The sequence below is a fragment of the Rhodobacteraceae bacterium IMCC1335 genome (genome assembly GCA_039640495.1).
In the GTDB taxonomy this organism is placed as follows: Bacteria; Pseudomonadota; Alphaproteobacteria; order Rhodobacterales; family Rhodobacteraceae; genus Thalassovivens.
Genome location: CP046864.1, coordinates 258356 through 277024 on the forward strand (window position 1 = coordinate 258356; position 18669 = coordinate 277024).

26 protein-coding genes are annotated in these 18669 nt (G+C 52.3%); 8 read left to right on the forward strand and 18 right to left on the reverse strand.

Annotated elements, in window-relative coordinates; all coding sequences use genetic code 11:
• Positions 1-3: 3 nt before the first annotated feature.
• From GN241_01205 to GN241_01255, 11 genes are all read right to left on the reverse strand, one after another.
• Positions 4-1530: a monovalent cation/H+ antiporter subunit D family protein gene (locus tag GN241_01205; protein ID XAT56100.1), complete on the reverse strand. Its 1527-nt coding sequence runs from the start codon at positions 1528-1530 to the stop codon at positions 4-6.
• Entirely contained in the window at positions 1530-1964 is a 435-nt protein-coding gene (locus GN241_01210; protein XAT56101.1) for a Na+/H+ antiporter subunit C, read from the reverse strand. The genes GN241_01205 and GN241_01210 overlap by 1 nt, the downstream gene beginning before the upstream one ends.
• Position 1965: 1 nt before the next feature.
• Positions 1966-2409, reverse strand: a complete 444-nt coding sequence (locus GN241_01215) for a Na(+)/H(+) antiporter subunit B (GenBank protein ID XAT56102.1) — start codon at positions 2407-2409, stop codon at positions 1966-1968.
• Positions 2406-2978, reverse strand: a complete 573-nt coding sequence (locus GN241_01220; protein ID XAT56103.1) for a DUF4040 domain-containing protein — start codon at positions 2976-2978, stop codon at positions 2406-2408. The genes GN241_01215 and GN241_01220 overlap by 4 nt, the downstream gene beginning before the upstream one ends.
• Positions 2975-3349, reverse strand: coding sequence for a sodium:proton antiporter (locus GN241_01225; protein XAT56104.1), 375 nt, complete (start codon positions 3347-3349; stop codon positions 2975-2977). Before GN241_01225 ends, GN241_01220 begins: the two co-directional genes overlap by 4 nt.
• Positions 3346-3603, reverse strand: a complete 258-nt coding sequence (locus tag GN241_01230; protein ID XAT59134.1) for a pH regulation protein F — start codon at positions 3601-3603, stop codon at positions 3346-3348. Before GN241_01230 ends, GN241_01225 begins: the two co-directional genes overlap by 4 nt.
• Before the next feature lie 38 nt (positions 3604-3641).
• On the reverse strand, positions 3642-4094 hold the full coding sequence (locus tag GN241_01235) for a hypothetical protein (protein ID XAT59135.1): 453 nt from the start codon (positions 4092-4094) through the stop codon (positions 3642-3644).
• 200 nt (positions 4095-4294) lie between these two features.
• On the reverse strand, positions 4295-4762 hold the full coding sequence (locus tag GN241_01240; GenBank protein ID XAT56105.1) for a MarR family transcriptional regulator: 468 nt from the start codon (positions 4760-4762) through the stop codon (positions 4295-4297).
• Positions 4755-5594: a carbon-nitrogen hydrolase family protein gene (locus GN241_01245; protein ID XAT56106.1), complete on the reverse strand. Its 840-nt coding sequence runs from the start codon at positions 5592-5594 to the stop codon at positions 4755-4757. Before GN241_01245 ends, GN241_01240 begins: the two co-directional genes overlap by 8 nt.
• Positions 5591-5851 carry a glutaredoxin 3 gene (grxC, locus tag GN241_01250; GenBank protein ID XAT56107.1) on the reverse strand — a complete coding sequence of 87 codons (261 nt, stop codon included), beginning with the start codon at positions 5849-5851 and terminating at the stop codon, positions 5591-5593. Before grxC ends, GN241_01245 begins: the two co-directional genes overlap by 4 nt.
• Positions 5852-5874: 23 nt before the next feature.
• Positions 5875-6609 (reverse strand): ComF family protein, encoded by a 735-nt coding sequence (locus GN241_01255; GenBank protein ID XAT56108.1) that lies wholly within the window; start codon positions 6607-6609, stop codon positions 5875-5877.
• A 14-nt stretch (positions 6610-6623) separates the two neighbouring features.
• Between GN241_01255 and GN241_01260 the strand changes: the two genes are divergently transcribed.
• Entirely contained in the window at positions 6624-7445 is an 822-nt protein-coding gene (locus GN241_01260) for an SAM-dependent methyltransferase (GenBank protein ID XAT56109.1), read from the forward strand.
• Positions 7446-7501: 56 nt separating this feature from the next.
• Complete coding sequence (locus GN241_01265; GenBank protein ID XAT56110.1) at positions 7502-8566, forward strand: ferrochelatase; 1065 nt, start codon at positions 7502-7504, stop codon at positions 8564-8566.
• Between the two features lie 29 nt (positions 8567-8595).
• Here the strand turns inward: GN241_01265 and GN241_01270 are convergent, their stop codons facing one another.
• From GN241_01270 to GN241_01295, 6 genes are all read right to left on the reverse strand, one after another.
• Complete coding sequence (locus tag GN241_01270; protein ID XAT59136.1) at positions 8596-9624, reverse strand: zinc-binding dehydrogenase; 1029 nt, start codon at positions 9622-9624, stop codon at positions 8596-8598.
• A 7-nt stretch (positions 9625-9631) separates the two neighbouring features.
• Positions 9632-10078, reverse strand: a complete 447-nt coding sequence (locus GN241_01275; protein ID XAT56111.1) for a hotdog fold thioesterase — start codon at positions 10076-10078, stop codon at positions 9632-9634.
• 16 nt (positions 10079-10094) lie between these two features.
• Positions 10095-11123: a phosphotransferase gene (locus tag GN241_01280; protein ID XAT56112.1), complete on the reverse strand. Its 1029-nt coding sequence runs from the start codon at positions 11121-11123 to the stop codon at positions 10095-10097.
• Positions 11124-11133: 10 nt separating this feature from the next.
• Positions 11134-11799, reverse strand: coding sequence for a histidine phosphatase family protein (locus GN241_01285; GenBank protein XAT56113.1), 666 nt, complete (start codon positions 11797-11799; stop codon positions 11134-11136).
• A gap of 72 nt (positions 11800-11871) precedes the next feature.
• Positions 11872-12327: a MaoC family dehydratase gene (locus GN241_01290; GenBank protein XAT56114.1), complete on the reverse strand. Its 456-nt coding sequence runs from the start codon at positions 12325-12327 to the stop codon at positions 11872-11874.
• A 3-nt stretch (positions 12328-12330) separates the two neighbouring features.
• A complete protein-coding gene (locus tag GN241_01295; protein ID XAT56115.1) occupies positions 12331-13146 on the reverse strand; it encodes an SDR family oxidoreductase in 816 nt (271 codons plus the stop codon).
• Between the two features lie 264 nt (positions 13147-13410).
• On the opposite strand from GN241_01295, the gene GN241_01300 reads away from it, so the two are divergent.
• The 6 genes from GN241_01300 (at position 13411) to GN241_01325 (ending at position 17208) form a co-directional block, all read left to right on the forward strand.
• The gene (locus tag GN241_01300) at positions 13411-14022 is read left to right on the forward strand and encodes a ribonuclease D (protein ID XAT56116.1); all 612 of its coding nucleotides are present in this window, start codon (positions 13411-13413) and stop codon (positions 14020-14022) included.
• A 25-nt stretch (positions 14023-14047) separates the two neighbouring features.
• Positions 14048-14653 (forward strand): hypothetical protein, encoded by a 606-nt coding sequence (locus GN241_01305; GenBank protein ID XAT56117.1) that lies wholly within the window; start codon positions 14048-14050, stop codon positions 14651-14653.
• On the forward strand, positions 14650-15150 hold the full coding sequence (gene lptA / locus GN241_01310; GenBank protein XAT56118.1) for a lipopolysaccharide transport periplasmic protein LptA: 501 nt from the start codon (positions 14650-14652) through the stop codon (positions 15148-15150). Before GN241_01305 ends, lptA begins: the two co-directional genes overlap by 4 nt.
• Complete coding sequence (lptB, locus tag GN241_01315) at positions 15143-15916, forward strand: LPS export ABC transporter ATP-binding protein (protein XAT56119.1); 774 nt, start codon at positions 15143-15145, stop codon at positions 15914-15916. The genes lptA and lptB overlap by 8 nt, the downstream gene beginning before the upstream one ends.
• 218 nt (positions 15917-16134) lie before the next feature.
• Positions 16135-16701, forward strand: a complete 567-nt coding sequence (gene raiA / locus GN241_01320; protein ID XAT56120.1) for a ribosome-associated translation inhibitor RaiA — start codon at positions 16135-16137, stop codon at positions 16699-16701.
• A gap of 42 nt (positions 16702-16743) precedes the next feature.
• Positions 16744-17208: a PTS lactose transporter subunit IIC gene (locus GN241_01325; GenBank protein ID XAT56121.1), complete on the forward strand. Its 465-nt coding sequence runs from the start codon at positions 16744-16746 to the stop codon at positions 17206-17208.
• A 31-nt stretch (positions 17209-17239) separates the two neighbouring features.
• On the opposite strand, the gene GN241_01330 is transcribed toward GN241_01325, so the two are convergent.
• On the reverse strand, positions 17240-18667 hold the full coding sequence (locus tag GN241_01330; protein ID XAT56122.1) for a nodulation protein NodH: 1428 nt from the start codon (positions 18665-18667) through the stop codon (positions 17240-17242).
• Between the last annotated feature and the right edge of the window lie 2 nt (positions 18668-18669).

The following is an 18669-nucleotide window of genomic DNA, read 5'->3' on the forward strand; positions in this document are numbered from 1 at the left end:
CCCCTAGCGCATCCCTGCGGATCCGGCCAAAAGACCTTCCGCTGCGCTGCGCGCTGCACTGAGCGTGATGTCGGTGTCAAAGCCAAAATAGATGCAGGCTAACGCCATAACCCAAAGTGGGATCATCATCATTAAGGGCACGTTTTGATCTTGCAGGCCCTCGGCAGGTTGCGCCAAATACAGCGTTTCGATCAATTTCCACACATAGATCACAGCCAGCAAAGACGAGGCGACGATCAACAAAGCGATTGGCCAGAGGCCTTGCTCCAATGTGGCTTCAACCAAAAGCCATTTGCTCAGAAAACCGGCCGTGCCTGGAACGCCGATCAAAGAGAGCCCAGCCACCACCATCGCGGCGCTGGTCCAAGGCATGGTTTTTCCGCGTCCGCGTAAGTTATGGTAAAACGACCCGCCGCCATTCAGCACATAGACGCCCACCCCCATGAACAGCGCGGCTTTTGTGATGCCGTGGTTGAACAGATGGATCATCGTTGCCATCAACCCGCTTTCTGACAGCAGCGCGATGCCCAAAAGCATATATCCCACTTGCCCGATGCTGGAATAGGCCAGCATGCGCTTGAGATCACGCTGCAAAATCGCCGTGTAAGACGCAGCGAACATCGCCAAAATCGCAAAAGGGTAAAGAATAAGATCAAGCGTTGGCACTTCGGCCAGAAACCCTGGCTGGAAAACGCTGAACAGGAATCGTAGCATCACATAGATAGCCACTTTTGTGGCCGTCGCGGCGAGAAAGCTGGTGATTGCAGACGGGGCGTATGTATAGGCATTGGGCAGCCATAAATGCAGCGGGAAAATTGCCACTTTTAACCCCATGCCCACCATGATGAAGGCAAAGGCGGCGCGCACGGTGCGGCTATCATATTGGTTTTCGATGCGATCCGCGAGATCGGCCATATTCAGCGTGCCGGTGGCCATATAAAGAAAGCCAACGCCAATCACAAAGAATGTGGCGCCGATCGTGCCCATGATCAGATAATTATACGAGGCCGTCAGGGCCCGCTTATCACGATGCGCACCCTGCGCGATCAGCACATAGGTAGAGAGCGACGAGATTTCCAAAAACACGAACACATTGAAGGCATCGCCCGTAATCGTAACGCCCAGAAGCCCCGTGAAGCAAAGCAAAAACAGCGCGTAAAACAGCGTCTGCGCGCTTTCGGGCAATTCCCGCGCCACGCTGGATTTGGCGTAGGGCAACACCAAGGTGCTGATCCCTGAGACCAGCAGCAGCACGAATGCATTGGCTGTGTCGACGCGGTATTCGATGCCCAAAGGCGGCGCCCAGCCACCCAGTTGATAAGAAATAACAGAGCCGTCAATCACTTGGCTTAACAGCATTCCCGCGATCACAAAGGAGGCGGCGCTGGCAATAAAGGCGATCGGCCACGCCAGGTCGCGGCGGCCGATGAACACAATCAGCGGCGCCGCGACGAAGGGCACCAGAATTTCTAGGATTGGCAAATGCTCGCTGAGCGTCATCGCGGTATGATGAACGGTTTCACTTGCCATCACACGGCCTCTTTCATTGCAGTATCCGAGGCTTTGATTTCAGATTGAAACAAGGCCTCTTCGGCCTCAGCAATCTGCGCTTCTTCAATATTGTGGTATTCTTCGCGGATACGGATAATCAACGCCAAGCCCAAAGATGTTGTGGCAACGCCCACCACAATCGCTGTGAGGATCAGCACATGCGGAAGCGGGTTTGAATAAAGCGTATCTGGATCAACTTTCAAATCTAAAGGAAAGATCGGCGCGGTGCCTCCGGCGATTTTTCCCATTGAAATATAGAGCATGAAAACAGAGGTTTGAAAGATATTCAGACCAACAATTTTCTTTACCAGATTGCCTTTGGCAATCACGATGTAAAGGCCAGTCATCATCAGCAGAATAAACAACCAGTAATTGGCGTGCCCTATCACAAATTCAAGCATTGGCGTATCCATCCTACCAATCCTCATCGCTTAAAATCGGCGCGCGGGCCGCGAAAGCGTAATAGATCGCCACCATGACCCCGGTCACCGTAATGCCAACGCCAGCCTCGACGATCAAAATTCCCAAATGTTGCCCATGTGAGGGATGTTGGGGGTCAATCGCGGCATAATCCAAATAGGCATAGCCCATGAACAAGCTGTAAATCCCCGTGCCTGCATAGAGCAACACGCCAAAGGCCAGCAATTTATGCACCAACCAAGGTGGAAACACTTGCTTGGCCTTTTTTAAGCTGAACACCAATCCGTAGATGATAAACCCAACAGCCATAATCACGCCGGCTTGGAAGCCACCGCCGGGCGAATAATCACCGTGGAACTGAACGTATAAAGCGAAGAGGAAAATCGTGCCTACCAGAAGCTTGGTGATCACCCGCAGGATAAGATGGTGACGCATCAGCTGACCCCCTTGTGCGCATCATCGTCTTGATCTTCGGGGCGCCGCCGGCGGCGCAATCCGCTGATCAGCATCAACACACCAATCCCAGCGGCGAATACCACGGCGGTTTCCCCCAGCGTATCATAACCGCGATAGCTGGCCAAAATTGCGGTCACTGCGTTTGGCACGTGGATATCATGCGGAATATCATGCAAATACGCTGGGCCAAGATGCGTATGAACGGGCGCGTCAGGCGCGCCAAAGCTCGGCATGTCGAGCGTGCCGTAAACCAATGCAGCGCCGGTGGCAATCACCGCAAGTAAGGGAATAAGGTTTGATTTATGGCTGACTTTCTCAGCGCGCGATGTCAGCGCCAATGTGCTAAGCATCAATACGGTTGAAATTCCGGCGCCCACAGCCGCCTCGGTAAAGGCCACATCAACGGCATCGAGTGTGATAAAAAGCAAGGCAGAAAGCAGGCTAAACACCCCCGATAGCGCCACGATAGCAAACAAAGAATGCGTGCGCACCACTGCCAAAGCAGTGATCACCAACATGCTGAACAAGGCTATATTAATGAAGCTTTCTATGCGTCACCTATTTGATTTTTATCAGCCGCTTTTGCGGCAACCTTTTGCGGCGTGGTTTGGGGCAATTTAGGAGGCCGAAGCCCAGATACCAGCGCCGCATTGGCCACGGCATGGGTTGAGGTTGGGCCGGTGATCAACATGAAAATACCGATCACGCCAAGTTTAAAGGCGATCAATGTCCAGCCCGTTTGCAGCGCCATCCCGATCAGCAGCAAAATCATACCCGCCGATTCTGTCACCGAGGCGGCATGCAAGCGTGACCAGAAATCGGGAAAGCGCAAAATACCAACGGCGCCGATAATCACAAAAAAAGATCCGGCAACGATCATTGCCCAGCTTAGGATATCGATGACAAGCGCGGGCAAGGTCATTCTTTTGGCTCCTCTTGCTTGGGCGTCCACAATGCGTCGCCGATCGCCCGATATCTGAAAAACTTCAAAATTGCGATCGTGCCAACAAAATTGATCAGCGCATAGAGCAGCGCGATATCCAGAAAATCCGGGCGCCCAGTTAAAAACCCAACCACGCCTATCAGCAGCACGGTATGCGTTCCAAAAGCGTTTCCGGCCAACACGCGATCATAGAGCGTGGGGCCTTTGATCAAACGGATCAGCACCAGTAGCATAGAAATAAAAATGGCGATGGCGGCAATCTCAAACAAGCTCAGCCCCGCCCCGTTTCAATCGCGCTGACGCGGCGGTCCATATCGGCCAAAGCCTCAAGATCTTCATCCGAATAGTCAAGCGCGTGGATTTGAAAATCACCCTGCTCTGTTTCAACGGTCAGCGTTCCGGGTGTCAAGGTGATCGAATTGGCAAAGATCACCTGCCCCAAATCGGTGGATTGAGAATAGGGAATATCAAAGAAATGTTGTCGTTGTGGCGCCTGGCCCGATAAGATAATTTTGGTGACCGCCCAATTCGATTTGGCAATTTCACCCAGCAACCATATAAAATAGGTTAAAAATTTGATCGGGTTTAAGGCAACCGTCAGGTGATCACTGTCAACTTGATCCATCCGCCGCACAATAAACAACACCAATATCATCGAGGCGACGCCAAATCCCACCAGCATCGGCTTGTAAATGCCTGACAGCAAAAGCCAAAGCGCGATCATAAATATAGCTGATGCGATGGTCTTCACGAAGGTTTCCTCAACGGTGCTGCTCTTTTTTATTAAAACGCGATTACTCACCCTGGGGAAGAGGACGCGCGCAGTGTATATAAAACTTAAATCATCCTGTACACCAGTGAACAAAAAACTTTTCAAGATTTTTTTGCACCGCGTCGGTTTTTTAATCGTATATCGATTTTGTTTTATGCATTAGGTGTTTTTTTGGGCTCGGTTCCGGCTCCAAGCCGCAGGCGTAGATCTCGCAAAACCGGCAGTAAGAGGCGGGTTTTATCTTCCCCCATTTGTTCTACAACCTCTTGTATCATTGGGGTGAGCGCGCTGAGTGCGGCATCTCTTGCCTGCGAGCCGGCAGGGCTGAGCGCAACCAATTTGCGGCGCGCATCATCCCAATCTGGGCGGATATGAACATAGCCAGCCATCTCAAGCTTGCTGAGCGTGTTGGTCATTGCGCCGCGCGTGACGTGAAAGCTTTTGGCCAATTGCGCCGGTGTGCGTTCATTGGCGATATGCGCCAATTGGTTGAGCACTGAGAAATGAGATAATTCCATCCCTTTGGGCAGGGCGCGGGCCAGTTGATTGCGCAGCAATTGTTCAACGGTCAGCAATTCGCTGAAAAACAAAATGGCAAGCGGGTTTTGAGCATCACTCATGCAAAGGTCCGGCGTATGGGGTATCTGCCCGTAGCGATGGCACACGGTTGCGGGCTGTGTCAACGTCTTCGAGGTTGAGTTCAACAAGGCCAAATCCGAGGGCGGATTTTAAATTCAGCAAAACCTCCCCCCACGGGGAAATGACCATAGAATGTCCATATGTGCGGCGCGCTGCCCCTTTGCTTGTTGCATGCGTGCCGGATTGCGCGGCCGCTAAGAGAAAGCAGCCGGTTTCGATCGCCCGCGCGCGCAGTAATATTTCCCAATGCGCGGGGCCGGTGGTGCAGGAAAACGCCGCCGGCACGCTGATCAGCTGCGCCCCCTTCTGGGCCAAATCGCGGTAAAGCTGAGAGAAGCGCAGATCATAGCAAATGGTCATACCCAAGGTGCCAAAAGGCGTTTGGCTTAAGACCGCACGATCGCCCGGTTTGTAGCCATCGGATTCCTTATATGATTCGCTGCCGGATAAGGTGACATCAAACATATGAATTTTATCATAGCGGGCCTGAATCTGACCCTGCGGATCAATCAGAAAAGACCGGTTGGAAAACCGATCATCCGGCCCGGAATTTTTCAACGCTAAAGAGCCAATCAGCAGCCAGATACGTTCCTGTTCTGCCAGCTTGCGCAGCTGCGCCAAGGTAAGATCTTGAGCCTCAGTTTGTAAAACTTGACGTTGGTGATCGCGGCTTTGAGACACGCAATTGGTCACTTCGGGGGTTACGATCAGCTCGGCCCCGGCCCGCGCTGCCTCGCGAATGAAAGCACATGTTTTTTCTAGGTTTTTTGCTGGGTTATCCCCGCTGCAGATTTGAACAAGCGCCAGTTTCATGCCGCGTTAAGCAGGGCGTCCAGTTTTTTGGCCTGTTCAAGCTGGTAAAGCTCGGCGCAGCCGCCAATATGCAGTTCGCCGATAAAAATCTGAGGCACCGTGCGGCCCCCTTCGGCGCGTTTTTGCATTTCTTTTCGCCGATCAGGGTTTTTGCTCAGGTCGATTTCGTGAAACGGCGCCTTTTTTTGTTTTAAAAGGCGTTTGGCGGCCAAGCAATAGCCACAAAATGGCGTGGTATAAATTTCGATAGTTTGCATATGAGCGACCCCTTAAGGGATTGCTAGTAATCGTTTTTGGGCGTGCGCGCCAGTGTCGCTACGCTAATTTTTTGAGGTTGGCCGGCGCGGCAAGCCTGCGCCGCGGCGGTTAACGTGGCCCCTGATGTCATCACGTCATCAATGATCAAAACCGGTTTGTTATAAAGTGCCTTCGCCCGAGCCGGGTTCAATGAAATGGTGTTTTGCATCCGCGCGTGGCGTTCTGCACTTGAGGCGGTGTCCAACGGGGCTGTTGCGCGGCGGCGCTTTAACAAAAACGGCTCATATGAAATATTGGCCAGTCGCGCCACATGCTGGCCCAAGAAAGCCGCCTGATTGTATTTTCTGTTTAGATAGCGCCGCCAATGCAAAGGCACAGCTGTGACGATCGTATCGGGGGTCAAAAGATCTTGGCAGGCCGCAAAAAGCCAAGACGCGGCGGGTTTGAAGCAATCGGTCCGATCGCCATGCTTCATCGCAAGGATGAACCCCTTTGCGCTGCGTTGATAGAGCAGCGCCGCACGTCCGGCTTCCCAAGCTGGCGGGGCGCGAAAGCAAGAATCGCAGGGGGTGGGCCCCTCAAGCTTATCTGCGGTTATGGGCAATCCACAAAACATGCAGGCGGGTCCGCTGATAAAGGGCATATCGCGCCAACAGGGTGGGCATAATCCAAAATCGCGATCCACGGGCGCTGCGCAAAGCAAGCAGCAGGGCGGATAAAGACTGCGTAACATGGTTTCAAAAAGCGTTGGTTTCATTTATGGGGCCTTATATGAGCGTACCCGCCCCTTTGATTGATCGATCTGCGCTTTTGCGCCAGCGCGCTAGACGGCAGCGCAGCCGCCCTGATTTTTTGCAGGTTGCAGCTCTTGAAGATCTGCAAGATCGCCTGCTAATGGTTACAAAAGCCTTTACGGATATGGTGATTATTACCGCAGATCCTGAAATATGGGCAGCGGCTTACCCGCAAGCACGGGTGATTTCAGATGACGATGTTTTGGAGCTTGCGCCAGATAGCTGTGATTTGATCGTGCATGCATTGGCCCTGCATTGGGCGAATGATCCGTTGGGGCAATTGATCCAATGCCGCCGCGCTTTGCGCGGTGATGGGCTGCTCTTGGCGGCCTTATTGGGCGGGCGCAGTTTGTTTCAGTTGCGCAGCGCTTTGGCCGAGGCAGAAATTGCCGTGATGGGCGGGGTGTCTCCGCGCGTTTTGCCAATGGCCGAAATTCGTGAATTGGGAAGCTTGCTGCAGCGTGCGGGTTTGGCGCTGCCCGTGGCGGACAGCTTTGAAATCACCGCCCAATATAAAGATTTGCGGCATATCATGCACGATCTGCGGGCCATGGGTGAAAGCAACGCGCAACAGGCCCGTTTGAAAAAATTTACTCCACGCAGGCTTTTTGAAACCGCGCAAGATATCTATGCTGAGCATTTTGCGCAACCTGACGGTCTTCTACCGGTGCTTTTTGAAATGATTTGGTTAACCGGCTGGGCACCAGATGCATCGCAGCAACAGCCCTTGCGCCCCGGATCGGCGCAAACGCGGCTGTCCGATGCGCTGCAGGTGCCCGAAAGGCCGCTGCAAGATTGACCCAGAGTTATAAAGAGTTAAATGACACTCAATGTTTAGAAAATTGGAAATAGATGATGTTTGACGCCACGGTTCCAGCCGCCTGCCCTGTGCATGCCGCGCCAGATCACCCGAAAGTACCACAGCAAAAAGTGGGCATTTTATTGGCCAATTTGGGCACCCCGGATAATTATGATTACTGGTCCATGCGCCGCTATCTGGGCGAGTTTCTATCGGACCGGCGGGTGATCGATTATTCGCCCTGGCTGTGGCAGCCGCTGTTGCAATTGGTCATTCTAACCTCGCGCCCATTTCGTTCTGGCGCGGCTTACAAGTCGATTTGGAATGAGGCCGATGATGAAAGCCCGCTGATGACAATCACTCGAAATCAAACCGATAAAATCAAAACCGAGCTGCATAAACGCTACGGCGAGTCGGTGATGGTTGATTTCTGCATGCGCTATGGCAACCCCTCCACCCAATCAAAAGTGCGCGAAATGACGGCAGCAGGCTGCAGCAAAATCCTGTTTTTCCCGCTCTACCCGCATTACGCGGGGGCCACCTCTGCGACCGCGAATGATCAGTTTTTTCGCGCTTTGATGCTAGAGAAATGGCAGCCATCGGCGCGCACAGTGGCGCCATATTTTGATCATCCAGAATATATTGACGCGCTGGCAAAATCGGTTGAGCGGGCCTATGCGGCGGCGGAAAAAAGGCCTGATGTTCTGGTGTGCTCTTATCATGGCGTGCCGCGGCGGTATTTGCTCGAGGGCGATCCTTATCATTGCCAATGTCAAAAAACCACGCGCCTTCTTAAAGAGCGTTTAGGTTGGCAAGATACGGAAATAAGAACAACCTTCCAGTCAAAATTTGGCCCCGAAGAATGGCTAAAGCCTTACACTGTGGAAGAGGTGGCCCGGCTTGCCGAGGAAGAGGGTAAAAAGAATATCGCGGTGATCGCACCCGCGTTTTCTGCCGATTGCATCGAAACCCTCGAAGAGATCAATGAAGAAATTAAAGAAAGCTTTGAAGAAGCGGGCGGCGAAGATTTTCTTTATATTCCTTGCCTCAATGATGACCCCGAGCATGTAAGCGCGTTATGCACGGTGATTGACGAAAACCTCCATGGTTGGGCGGGATAACGCCGAGGCAGGCGCGCCGTGAAAAAGCGCTAAAGCTTGACCAGCTGCTTTCCGAAATTCTGCCCCTTTAACAGGCTGGTCAAAGCTTTGGGGGCGTTTTCAAGCCCTTCTGTGATATCTTCGTAGAACCGGATCTCTCCCGCCGCCACCCGCGGCGCAATATCCGCCAGAAATGCATCAAATAGCGCCCAGTGATCTGAGATTATAAAGCCGTTGATTGAAAGCCGTTTGACCAGAATGCTGCGCCAAAGCTTGGGCAGGTTATCCTGAGCGCCACCGGCCGCATGCCCCCCTAAAGCCCCCTCATCATACCAACTTATCAGGCCACAGATCGGAATGCGTCCTCCGGTATTCATCAGAGGCATAACGGCCTCTAGAACTTTGCCAGCCACATTTTCAAAATAAATATCTACCCCGTCGGGGCAGGCACTTTTCAGCGCTGCGCGCAGATCTTTTGAGGTTGCAAAGGCGGTATGGTCCACGCATTGCTCGAACCCGAAATGTTCAATGGCCAAGGCGCATTTTTTTGCCCCTCCGGCGATCCCAATGGCGCGCAGGCCTGCGGCTTTTGCCAATTGCCCTACCATAGATCCAACCGGGCCAGTGGCCGCGGCCACCACGAGCGTTTCCCCGCGTCTGGGGCGGCCCAGTTTTTCAAAGCCGTACCAGCCGGTAAATCCCGGCATTCCCAGAACCCCTAATGCCGTGCTGATCGGCGCTATTTTTTTATCCAGCTTGCGCAAATGGGGCGCCGGACAACAGCCATGGCTGGCCCATCCAAAGGGGCCCATCACGTAATCTCCGGTTTCAAAAGCGGCGCTGCGCGACGCGATAACCCGTCCAACCGCGCCGCCCTCCATCGTGCTGCCCAAGGCTACGGGCTTTGCATAGGATCTTACATCATCCATGCGCCCGCGCATGTAGGGATCAACCGACAGATAGGCAAGCTCAACCAGAACGTCGTCTTGCGCTGGTACGGGCATGGGTTTGGTTTCAAGTCGAAAGTGGTTTTCACTGGCGGGGCCTTCGGGGCGTTGGGATAGAACAATATGCTGCATTGTCGGCTTATCCATGGTTTGGGCCTTTCGTAAATTTTTTGCGATAGCGAAACACGCCCGTTGCGCTGGCCAAAACGGTTTGATGTTCATCGGTGACTTTGGCATCGGCAAAAAACGTGCTTTGTCCGCCGCCGGTGCGCCAGGCTTGCGTGATCAGCAAATCCCCTTCTGGCAAGCCGAGGAAATTGACGGATAAGTTTAGCGTCATGGCATAGCGGGGGCGTTCTGGATCATCCGAAAAGCAGCCCGAAAACCCCATTGCCGTATCCATCAATGTTGCGTGTATGCCACCATGTGGAATGCCTTGCCGGTTCATTAAAAAGCCTTGAAGCGGCAATTCAAGCCGGCAGTAATCAATCCGCCAATCGGTGACGCGAAACCCTAAATGGCGCTGCAAAGGATAGGGGGCTTCTCGGGGGGGCTTTGAGAGGTCATCTGAATGAAAGGCCTTTATACTGGCGGTTTAGAATTTAAAGGCCTTGCGCGGCCTTGATGCCGGCGCTGGCCAATGCAGGAACATGTTTGGCCAATTGCATCGCTTTTTCAGGATTAGAGGCATTGCCCTCCAGCGCCCGCTTTTTCACGCCCTGCAAGATAGCGGCCATTCGAAAATAACAAAAGGCCAGATAGAACTCAAACCGGTCGATTTGCGCCAAACCGCGCCTGGCGCAGTAAAGATCGATAAACTCTTGATCCTCCATTAACCCTTCGACGCTGCGTTGTAGCCCTGCCAAGCCGCGCCCCTGCGCCCCCACGGGCATCGACCATTGCATGAGCACGCCTGCCAAATCGGCATAGGGATGGCCGAGCGTTGACAGTTCCCAATCCAAGACGGCCAAGCAGCTCGGCGCGTCTTTTGCAAACAGCATATTATCCAGCCGGTAATCGCCATGCACCAAGCTGCGCTGCCCGTCGTCTGCGGGCATATTCTGATCAAGCCATGCGGCCAATGCGTCCATATCGGGCAGCGTTTCGGTTTCACCTGCGCGATATTGTTTGGTCCAACGGTCGGTTTGGCGGCGGTAATAATTTCCCTCAGGGCCAAAATCGGTCAGCCCCGTTGCGCTTAAATCAACGTTATGAATGGCGCCCAAGACGCGGTTCATTTCCAGAATAATCGGCCGCCGTTTGTCGCGCGCGAGATAGGGCAGATGCGGCTCGTTATAGGTCACCCCATCTATCATATCCATCACGTAAAACGCCGATCCGATGATGCTGGGATCTTCACAAAGCCTGTACATTTTGGCCACGGGAACCGCACTGCCGCTAAGCGCGTTTTGCACGCGAAATTCGCGCTCAACCGCATGCGCAGATTTGAGCAAGATACCGGGCGGTTTGCGCCGCAAAACATAGCGCCCTGACGGCGCGGTTAACGCATAGGTTGGATTGGATTGGCCAAGGGTGAATTTTATGGCAGATACGGGGCCTTGAAACCCCTTTATATGATCGGTCATCCACAGCGCCACTGCATCTGTATCAAGGGGGGTGTGATCCGTCATCTGGAAAGCCTCAACTGTAAGATAAAAGGGGCGCGCTTGCGGCGGTGATATGCGGGGTTTCATTAAACCCGTGCAGATAGGTAGAGCGCGCCGAGAAAATAAACCGATTGACCGCGCAATTCTTCAGTTGAAGCTGCAATTTTATCTGCTGTTCGGGCGGCGTTTGCAACAGCGCGGCGATCATTTGGGCAATCACGCCCCCCGAGCTGACAGCCAGCACGGTTTTGGGCCCTTCGATCATCATTGCTTGCCGCGCCGCTTCGATCCGAGCGCAAAATACGCTCCAGTTTTCTGGTGGATCTTCGATTTGGTTTTGCTGCCAAGCCAAAACTGTGTCGCGTAGGGTTCTGAAATGCACTTTGCGGTCTTTATGCATCAGCGCAGGCGCTCCGCCTTTGCGAAACCGGGCGTTTAAAAGCCCGGTGAAATCAAATTCATTCAGACCAGTATGAAGAATAAAGGGGCTTTTTTTTTGTCCCAGCCCCGCTTGAATACCCTCCAAAGTTTCGCGGTGGCGCTGCATATCACCCGCGTAGAAAAGATCGGGGCTTACGCCTTGATCGGCCAAGGCCTTGCCCAAGCTTTGGCTTTGCAGATGGCCAAGGTCGGATAATTGATCATAATTATCTGCGCCAAAACTGGCTTGCGCATGGCGAATTAGGTAAAGCTCGGCCATTTAACCCCTTTTAGCTTTTTCATCAGCGGGCCCTGTTATGCCTGCGGACGACAGGCTGTTTTGGGCGCTGCGTTAAAAATATTGTTGCCCAATCCATTCAGCTACCAAGGCCGGGCGCTCTTGGCCTTTGATTTCAACGCTGACATCCCAGATATTGGTGAGTTGATCGTCTTTTATTTGGCGCACAGTGGTCAGGGTAAAATGTCCACGCACACAGGCCCCGGCTTTCACAGGTGACAGAAACCGCAGCTTATTAAACCCGTAATTCACGCCAAGTTCGGCGCCGTCTATGGCGGGCACGGCATCATAATACATCGCTGAGAGCATCGATAGGGTTAAAAATCCATGCGCGATGGTTCCCGCAAATTGCGTTTGCGCGGCAGCCTCTGGATCAACATGGATGAATTGGTGATCATCGGTTGTGGCCGCGAAAGCATCGATGCGGGATTGATCAATCTGGAACCAGCGTGAGGGGGCAAATCTTTGCCCTACACAGGCTTTAAACGCTTTCGGTGAGAGACTGCGCATCGGTTAATCCTCTCCAAATATTGAGGGGCCGGTGGCAACGTTTATCCCGCCTGATAGCGGCAATATGGCCCCCGTTACATAGGCGCCTCCGGCGCCGCATAAAAATTGAATAGCGCCTGCGATATCTTCAGGGCGTCCCAACCGGCCCGCCGGAACCCGCGCCGCCACCCGCGCGCTGCCCTTGTCTTCACCAAGGGCAAATTTGGTCATACCCGATTGAAAGGGCCCTGGTGCTAAAGCATTGACGGTGATCCGGCGCGGACCAAGCTCTTTGGCCAAAATTTTGGTCATGTGATGGACCCCGGCTTTTGAAACAGAATAGGAATAGGCTTGATCTCCCATCGGGATTTCGCCCATCACGCTGCCCAGATTGATCACGCGCGATGGATCCTCTGGCTGCGCCGAGGCCGCCAGAATGTCGATCAAGCCTTGCGTGAGGTGAAACATACCGGTGACGTTCAAATCAAGCACTTTGCCCCAAGCCTCATGCGGGAAGGCGCCCAGCGGGGCGCCCCAGCTGCGGCCGGCATTGTTCAGCAATATATTTAAGCGTGCGGTTCTTTTTTGAACGTCGTTTATCAAGGCTTCAATGCCCGTTTGAGTGGCGATATCAGCGGCGAAGCCTTCCACCGATCCGGGAAAATTCAGCGCATTTATCCCGGCAGCGGTTTTGCGGCAATCTTCGCCCTTACGGCTGGCAATAAATACGCTGGCGCCCGCCGCGGCCAATCCGGTTGCCGCCATTTTTCCGATCCCCGTTGCACCGCCCGTGACAAGAGCGGTTTTGCCAGTCAAATCAAAAAGGGTCGATGGAAGCATAACCTTCCCCTTATTCAAGATTATGCACATCGAGCCTGCAGCCCGAATGCGATACGCCGATGATGGCCCATAAGCGTGTTATTGTTCAAGGCTCTGGTAGAAAACAATTTTTGAGGGCTTTCGGCGCGCGCTATGCATTATGGTTAAATTTACGCGGTCGCAGGCGCGGGTTATGTACGCAAAACAGAAGCCGCAAACAGTTGCGGGGCTTAGCGATTGCCTTTATGGGTGCCTGGACAGCGCGGTTTTTACAGGAGCAGGGGCGTGGCCAATTTTTTCTATAAAGACGATTTACCCGATGAATTGGATCTGGGCGCGGTGGTCGCGATTGATTGCGAAACGATGGGGTTGAACCCGCATCGTGACCGGCTGTGCTTGGTGCAGTTGTCAGGCGGCGACGGCAATGCGCATTTGGTGCAAATCGCAGCTGAGCCTGCGCCCGCGCCTAATCTCTGCGCCTTGCTTGAAGATAGAGATGTTTTGAAGCTGTTTCATTTTGGCCGGTTTGACATTGCGGCGATGTATCACGCATTTGGAGCGTTGGCGGAGCCTGTTTATTGCACGAAAATCGCTAGTAAATTGACCCGCACCTATACAGATCGGCACGGGCTTAAGAACCTTCTGCAGGAATTGCTTTCGGTTGATATCTCAAAATTCCAGCAATCATCGGATTGGGGGGCTGAAACATTAAGCGAGGCCCAGCTGAATTATGCGGCATCTGACGTTCTTTACCTGCATCAGTTGCGCATCGCATTGGACACGCGCTTGGCGCGTGAAAATCGCAGCGATTTGGCAGCGCGATGCTTTTCGTTTTTACCAACGCGCGCGCAATTAGATCTTGCGGGCTGGCCCGAGGTCGATATTTTTGCACATTAACCCCAAAACCGTTTACAAAAGCAGTATGGCAGAGCTTAAAGCCTCTTATTCCCCGCTGATCGTAGCCTTGAAAATTGTGCTGCCGCTCAGCGCTTTGGGGCTTTTGGCAACTTTATTCCTGATTTCCAAGCCGATGCCCACGCAAAGCCAATTGCCTTTTTCGGAAGCCAAGCGCCTTGATTTAATTTCAGATCAGAAAATAACCGCCCCCTATTATTCTGGGATGACAGCGGGTGGTGATAGTGTCAGCCTTTCGGCGCGTCGGATCCTACCAGACCCTGCCAAAGAGGATACGGTTTTGGTTGAAGATATAGCGCTGCTTATTAAGCCCCGGGAGGCTCAGCAGATACGGCTCACGGCGGGCTTGGGCCGCTATCAGGTTGAAAAAGATGAATTGGTGGTCGATCAATTGGTCGAGGTCATCAGCGATGCGGGCTATCGGGTGAGCAGCCCGAAAGTTTTGGTTAAGCTCAGCAAAACATGGTTGCGCGCAGAGGGGCCAGTTGAAGGTAGGGCTCCAAATGGCAGTTTATCCGCAGGAGAAATGGAAATTTTTCGTGAAGAAGCCACACAAGGTCTGCAAATTGTTTTCAAAGGTGGTATTAAACTGCTATACGACCCTGGAAAATGAAAGAGTATGGCGTGAATAAAGCAGTTATTTTTGGTCTTGTTGGCTGGGTGTTCATTGGAATGGCCTTCGCGCAGCAGAGCGCCACGGGGTTTGGATCTGTGACAGCGGATCGTGAACAGCCGATAGAAATTTCTGCGGATCAATTGGCCATAAATGATGAAACCGGGGTCACGGAATTCAGCGGGATGGTTGAAATTCTGCAAGGAGATTTATCCGTGAACGCCGATTTTGTGCAAGCGACCTACACGCCGGGAAGCGGCGCCATACAAACATTACTGGCAACAGGCGAGGTTATTTTGCGCTCCGGTGAAGACGAAGCCAAAGCCGATCGCGCTGAATATGCGGTGGATTCAAGCCAAATTATCATGACGGGTAATGTCTTCGTGCGACAAGCGGGCAATAAACTATCTGCCGAACGGGCTGAAATCAATCTTGAAACGGGCGCGGCGACGCTTAGCGGTCGTGTGAAAACCGTTTTGGGCACGGGCGATGAATGAGCCGGAGGCCCATATTGCAGAGCTGGCCAGCGAGAACCCTGAAATTGGTTTGAAAATTCACGGCTTGCGAAAAAGCTACCGAAAGCGGGTGGTTATTCGGGATGTCTCAATGTCCTTACAGCGCGGTGAAGTGGTGGGTTTGTTGGGTCCGAACGGATCCGGAAAAACCACAACATTTTACGCAGTGGCTGGCTTGGTCTCTGCTGATGGCGGAAAAGTGAGCATCGATGGCGACGATATCACGGCGTTGCCGATGTATCGGCGGGCGCGGATGGGAATTGGCTATCTACCTCAAGAAATGTCGATTTTTCGGGGCTTAAACGTTGAACAGAATATCGGGGCTATTCTGGATATCGCAATTGGCGATCGCCATAAACGGCGCGAAAGGTTGGAAGAGCTTCTTGCCGAGTTTTCAATCGAGCATTTGCGCCGCACGCCAGCCATTGCTTTATCTGGTGGCGAAAGGCGACGCGTGGAAATCGCCCGCTGTTTGGCCGCCAATCCAAAATATTTGCTTTTGGATGAGCCCTTTGCCGGAGTTGATCCGATCGCTGTTGGAGAAATCCGGCAATTGGTTACGGATTTGAAATCGCGTGGAATTGGTGTGTTGATCACCGACCATAATGTTCGGGAAACGCTTGAACTGGTTGATCGGGTTTATATTTTGCACGATGGCAAGGTTTTGACATCCGGCAAGCCAGATGAGGTGGTGCAAAATGACAATGTGCGCCAAGTTTATCTGGGCGATGCATTTCGGATGCGATAGCCGCTTTTTAGCGGCGGATTTTTGCTCCTGCCCATTGACACAGACGCCTCTGTCGCCTTGAATAGCGGGTAATGCATCTGATTGCAGCTGAGTCTTTTGCAGGGAAGAAAGCCGCTTATTGGCTTTGACGTAAGGCATAGCGCCATCGTCGGCAATGCTGTTGCCTACCATAATCTTAACACAATCTTATGACTTTAATTCCTAGATAAGGGGTCTCTATGCGGTATCAAATTTCAGGCAAACAAATCGACATTGGAGTATCGTTACAAACACATGCAAAGGAGGTGTTGGGTGTGGTTATTGATAAATACGCGCAGCGGGCCACCGATGCCACGGTGATATTTTCCAGAAATGCGCATGAGTTTGTGTGTGAGGCGACCTTGCATCTTTCATCCGGTTTGAGCGCGCAGGCTAAGGCGCATAATACTGAAATCTATGCAGCATTTGATGCCTGTAATGAAAAATTGGAAAAGCAATTACGCCGTTATAAGCGGCGTTTAAAGAACCACCATAAAGAGCGCAGCGAACCGGTTGAACTTTCTCAAGCAGCCTCTTATACCCTCGCCAACGATTCTGGCATCGATGACGCCGAGCCTGAGAGCTTGGAGCCAGTGATAATAGCGGAAACTGAATATGATATTGCGACGCTCTCTGTGGGTGAGGCGGTGATGCAAATGGAACTAAAAGGCTCTGCGTTCTTGATGTTTCGAACCGAAGGAAAAAGCAGCGTTAATGTGGTGTATCGGCGCGACGATGGAAATATAGGGTGGATTGAACCACGGTAACATCATCGGCGCTGAATTGGGGTAAATTTAGGGAATAACGAAATGGAATTGTTTGATCTTCTGCGGCCAGAAGCGGTGCGGGTGATGTCCAAAGTGTCCAGCAAAAAGCGGCTGATTGCGGCCCTAGGCGATTTGGCGCAGTCTGCGCTGGGTTTGGATGCCGGCGATACCGTCGCCGCGCTGCAACAGCGCGAAAGCTTGGGTCCGACCGGTGTGGGCAATGGTGTGGCTTTGCCGCATGCCCGCTTGCCGGACGTTGAGCGGGTAATGGGCAGCTTCATTTTGCTGGAAACTCCGGTGATGTTTGATGCCGTGGATCAATTGCCGGTTGATATCGTTTTTGCATTGTTTGCTCCGCAAAATGCTGGGTTTGAGCATTTAAGCGCATTGGCAAAAGTGTCGCGGCTGTTGCGCGACATAGATCTGCGCGACAAGCTGAGGGCCAATCCGAATAGTAAAACGCTCTATGCCTTATTGACCGAAGCCCAAACGATGCAGGCTGCGTAAACGTTTTGTGTTGGTTGGCCTATCGGCTAATCTACGTTGTGCTCCAGGCTTCAAACCCGAATGTCAGATAATCCTGTTGATAGATATCTTGCAGGTGCGTTTCCAAGTTTTTGTCGTAAATGGCTGTGAGCCAAGCCAAAGACACCTCTGGTTCCAATACCGGCGTTGGGGGGTTTTTATACCCTGTCAGCTGCGCCAAAAAGGGCAAAAGAGTTTGCAGTTCATCCTCGCGAATGATCATATCGGTAGGGCAAAATGCAGAGTAGCTGCGCAAAAGAGCCGTTTGGCTGGCCCAATGCGGATCAATCCTCAATGGTGTCTGACCCCTTAAATTGTCAGCTATGAACGCGATAAACTTTTCAAATGTATTGCGATGCAGCTCGGGATCAAACTCCGCAATTTTTTCAGGAAGATGCAAATCATATTGAACGTCCAGAAGCTGCCGTAAAACCCGCGAGCGTTGCTGCCCGCGCGAGGTGAGCAAGGCGCAAAACGAGCTATGCGCTCGGGCAACCGGATGGCGTAAAACGGTAAAGCTGCGGTGCGTGGCATGGCGGCGTTTCCAATCAATAAGGCTAGATTGCGAAAAATGTTTCTGCAGCGCCGCCGTTTCAACCCTATCCAAACTGGCCAGCCAGTTTTCGACGGTAAGATCGGGGCCAGAAGGGATCGATAAATATAACAAAGGGGAATGCGCCGCTGCGGTCGAATTTGGCAAGGTTGGCGCACGTTTTGGCTCAAAACTTGGAGTGCTGTTCAATTTAAAGGGATCCATACTGGCCAATGCGGTCTGCATGTCTTCTGGGTTTACTACTTTTTCGCGCAAAAAGGTTGGATTTTGCGGTTTATAGCGCGAAGAAAGATCCTTTAATTTATGCGCACTGCCCAAATAGCTCCCAAGGCCATTGATCACGGACAAATTGTTTAAATCATCATAGCGTAAATAAAACCCTGTTTGGCCTGCCATTTGTAAGCGCTGCAAAATAAGTTCTTGAAAGAATTGCAGTTGTGTAAGCCGCGTTTCGAATTCTTCCGCAACAAATTTGACTTTCGCGGTTTTTTTCTGGCGCGTGTCAAAGAGGTTCCATTGGCCTGTTTCGCGGGCAATTTTCAATGAGACGAAACTGTCGATCGGATTGCGCGTTAAAATGATTTTTGCGCAGCTTGGATCTTTAAAGAGCGCGCTTAATATCCTTGGATCATGGTTGTGAAAATACCGAAACCCCTGGACCGTCGCGCCATTTTTTTTTACTTCTCGCAGCAGCGAAAGGGGGTTTTTATCGCGATCAGCCATTGAAAGCCCCAAGGCGCTTGATTGGCCCGGACGGTCAATAAACACTGGATTAAACAATTCGCCAAAGCAGTGCAGGTCAGGAAATTTGTTTAAATGAGATTGCAAAAAATTCGAGCCGGTTCGCATTTCTGCAAAGATTACAAAATATTTAAAAGCAAAGGCCATCT

Bases quoted from the DNA above. Each gene is read 5' to 3' on its own strand.
- GN241_01205 (XAT56100.1), bottom strand. From the start codon at position 1,530: ATGGCAAGTGAAACCGTTCATCATACCGCGATGACGCTCAGCGAGCAT.
- GN241_01210 (XAT56101.1), bottom strand. From the start codon at position 1,964: ATGGATACGCCAATGCTTGAATTTGTGATAGGGCACGCCAATTACTGG.
- GN241_01225 (XAT56104.1), bottom strand. From the start codon at position 3,349: ATGACCTTGCCCGCGCTTGTCATCGATATCCTAAGCTGGGCAATGATC.
- GN241_01230 (XAT59134.1), bottom strand. From the start codon at position 3,603: ATGCTACTGGTGCTGATCCGTTTGATCAAAGGCCCCACGCTCTATGAT.
- GN241_01235 (XAT59135.1), bottom strand. From the start codon at position 4,094: ATGATCGCGCTTTGGCTTTTGCTGTCAGGCATTTACAAGCCGATGCTG.
- GN241_01240 (XAT56105.1), bottom strand. From the start codon at position 4,762: ATGAGTGATGCTCAAAACCCGCTTGCCATTTTGTTTTTCAGCGAATTG.
- GN241_01245 (XAT56106.1), bottom strand. From the start codon at position 5,594: ATGAAACTGGCGCTTGTTCAAATCTGCAGCGGGGATAACCCAGCAAAA.
- grxC (XAT56107.1), bottom strand. From the start codon at position 5,851: ATGCAAACTATCGAAATTTATACCACGCCATTTTGTGGCTATTGCTTG.
- GN241_01255 (XAT56108.1), bottom strand. From the start codon at position 6,609: ATGAAACCAACGCTTTTTGAAACCATGTTACGCAGTCTTTATCCGCCC.
- GN241_01260 (XAT56109.1), top strand. From the start codon at position 6,624: ATGAGCGTACCCGCCCCTTTGATTGATCGATCTGCGCTTTTGCGCCAG.
- GN241_01265 (XAT56110.1), top strand. From the start codon at position 7,502: ATGTTTGACGCCACGGTTCCAGCCGCCTGCCCTGTGCATGCCGCGCCA.
- GN241_01270 (XAT59136.1), bottom strand. From the start codon at position 9,624: ATGCAGCATATTGTTCTATCCCAACGCCCCGAAGGCCCCGCCAGTGAA.
- GN241_01280 (XAT56112.1), bottom strand. From the start codon at position 11,123: ATGACGGATCACACCCCCCTTGATACAGATGCAGTGGCGCTGTGGATG.
- GN241_01285 (XAT56113.1), bottom strand. From the start codon at position 11,799: ATGGCCGAGCTTTACCTAATTCGCCATGCGCAAGCCAGTTTTGGCGCA.
- GN241_01290 (XAT56114.1), bottom strand. From the start codon at position 12,327: ATGCGCAGTCTCTCACCGAAAGCGTTTAAAGCCTGTGTAGGGCAAAGA.
- GN241_01295 (XAT56115.1), bottom strand. From the start codon at position 13,146: ATGCTTCCATCGACCCTTTTTGATTTGACTGGCAAAACCGCTCTTGTC.
- GN241_01305 (XAT56117.1), top strand. From the start codon at position 14,048: ATGGCAGAGCTTAAAGCCTCTTATTCCCCGCTGATCGTAGCCTTGAAA.
- lptA (XAT56118.1), top strand. From the start codon at position 14,650: ATGAAAGAGTATGGCGTGAATAAAGCAGTTATTTTTGGTCTTGTTGGC.
- lptB (XAT56119.1), top strand. From the start codon at position 15,143: ATGAATGAGCCGGAGGCCCATATTGCAGAGCTGGCCAGCGAGAACCCT.
- raiA (XAT56120.1), top strand. From the start codon at position 16,135: ATGCGGTATCAAATTTCAGGCAAACAAATCGACATTGGAGTATCGTTA.
- GN241_01325 (XAT56121.1), top strand. From the start codon at position 16,744: ATGGAATTGTTTGATCTTCTGCGGCCAGAAGCGGTGCGGGTGATGTCC.
- GN241_01330 (XAT56122.1), bottom strand. From the start codon at position 18,667: ATGGCCTTTGCTTTTAAATATTTTGTAATCTTTGCAGAAATGCGAACC.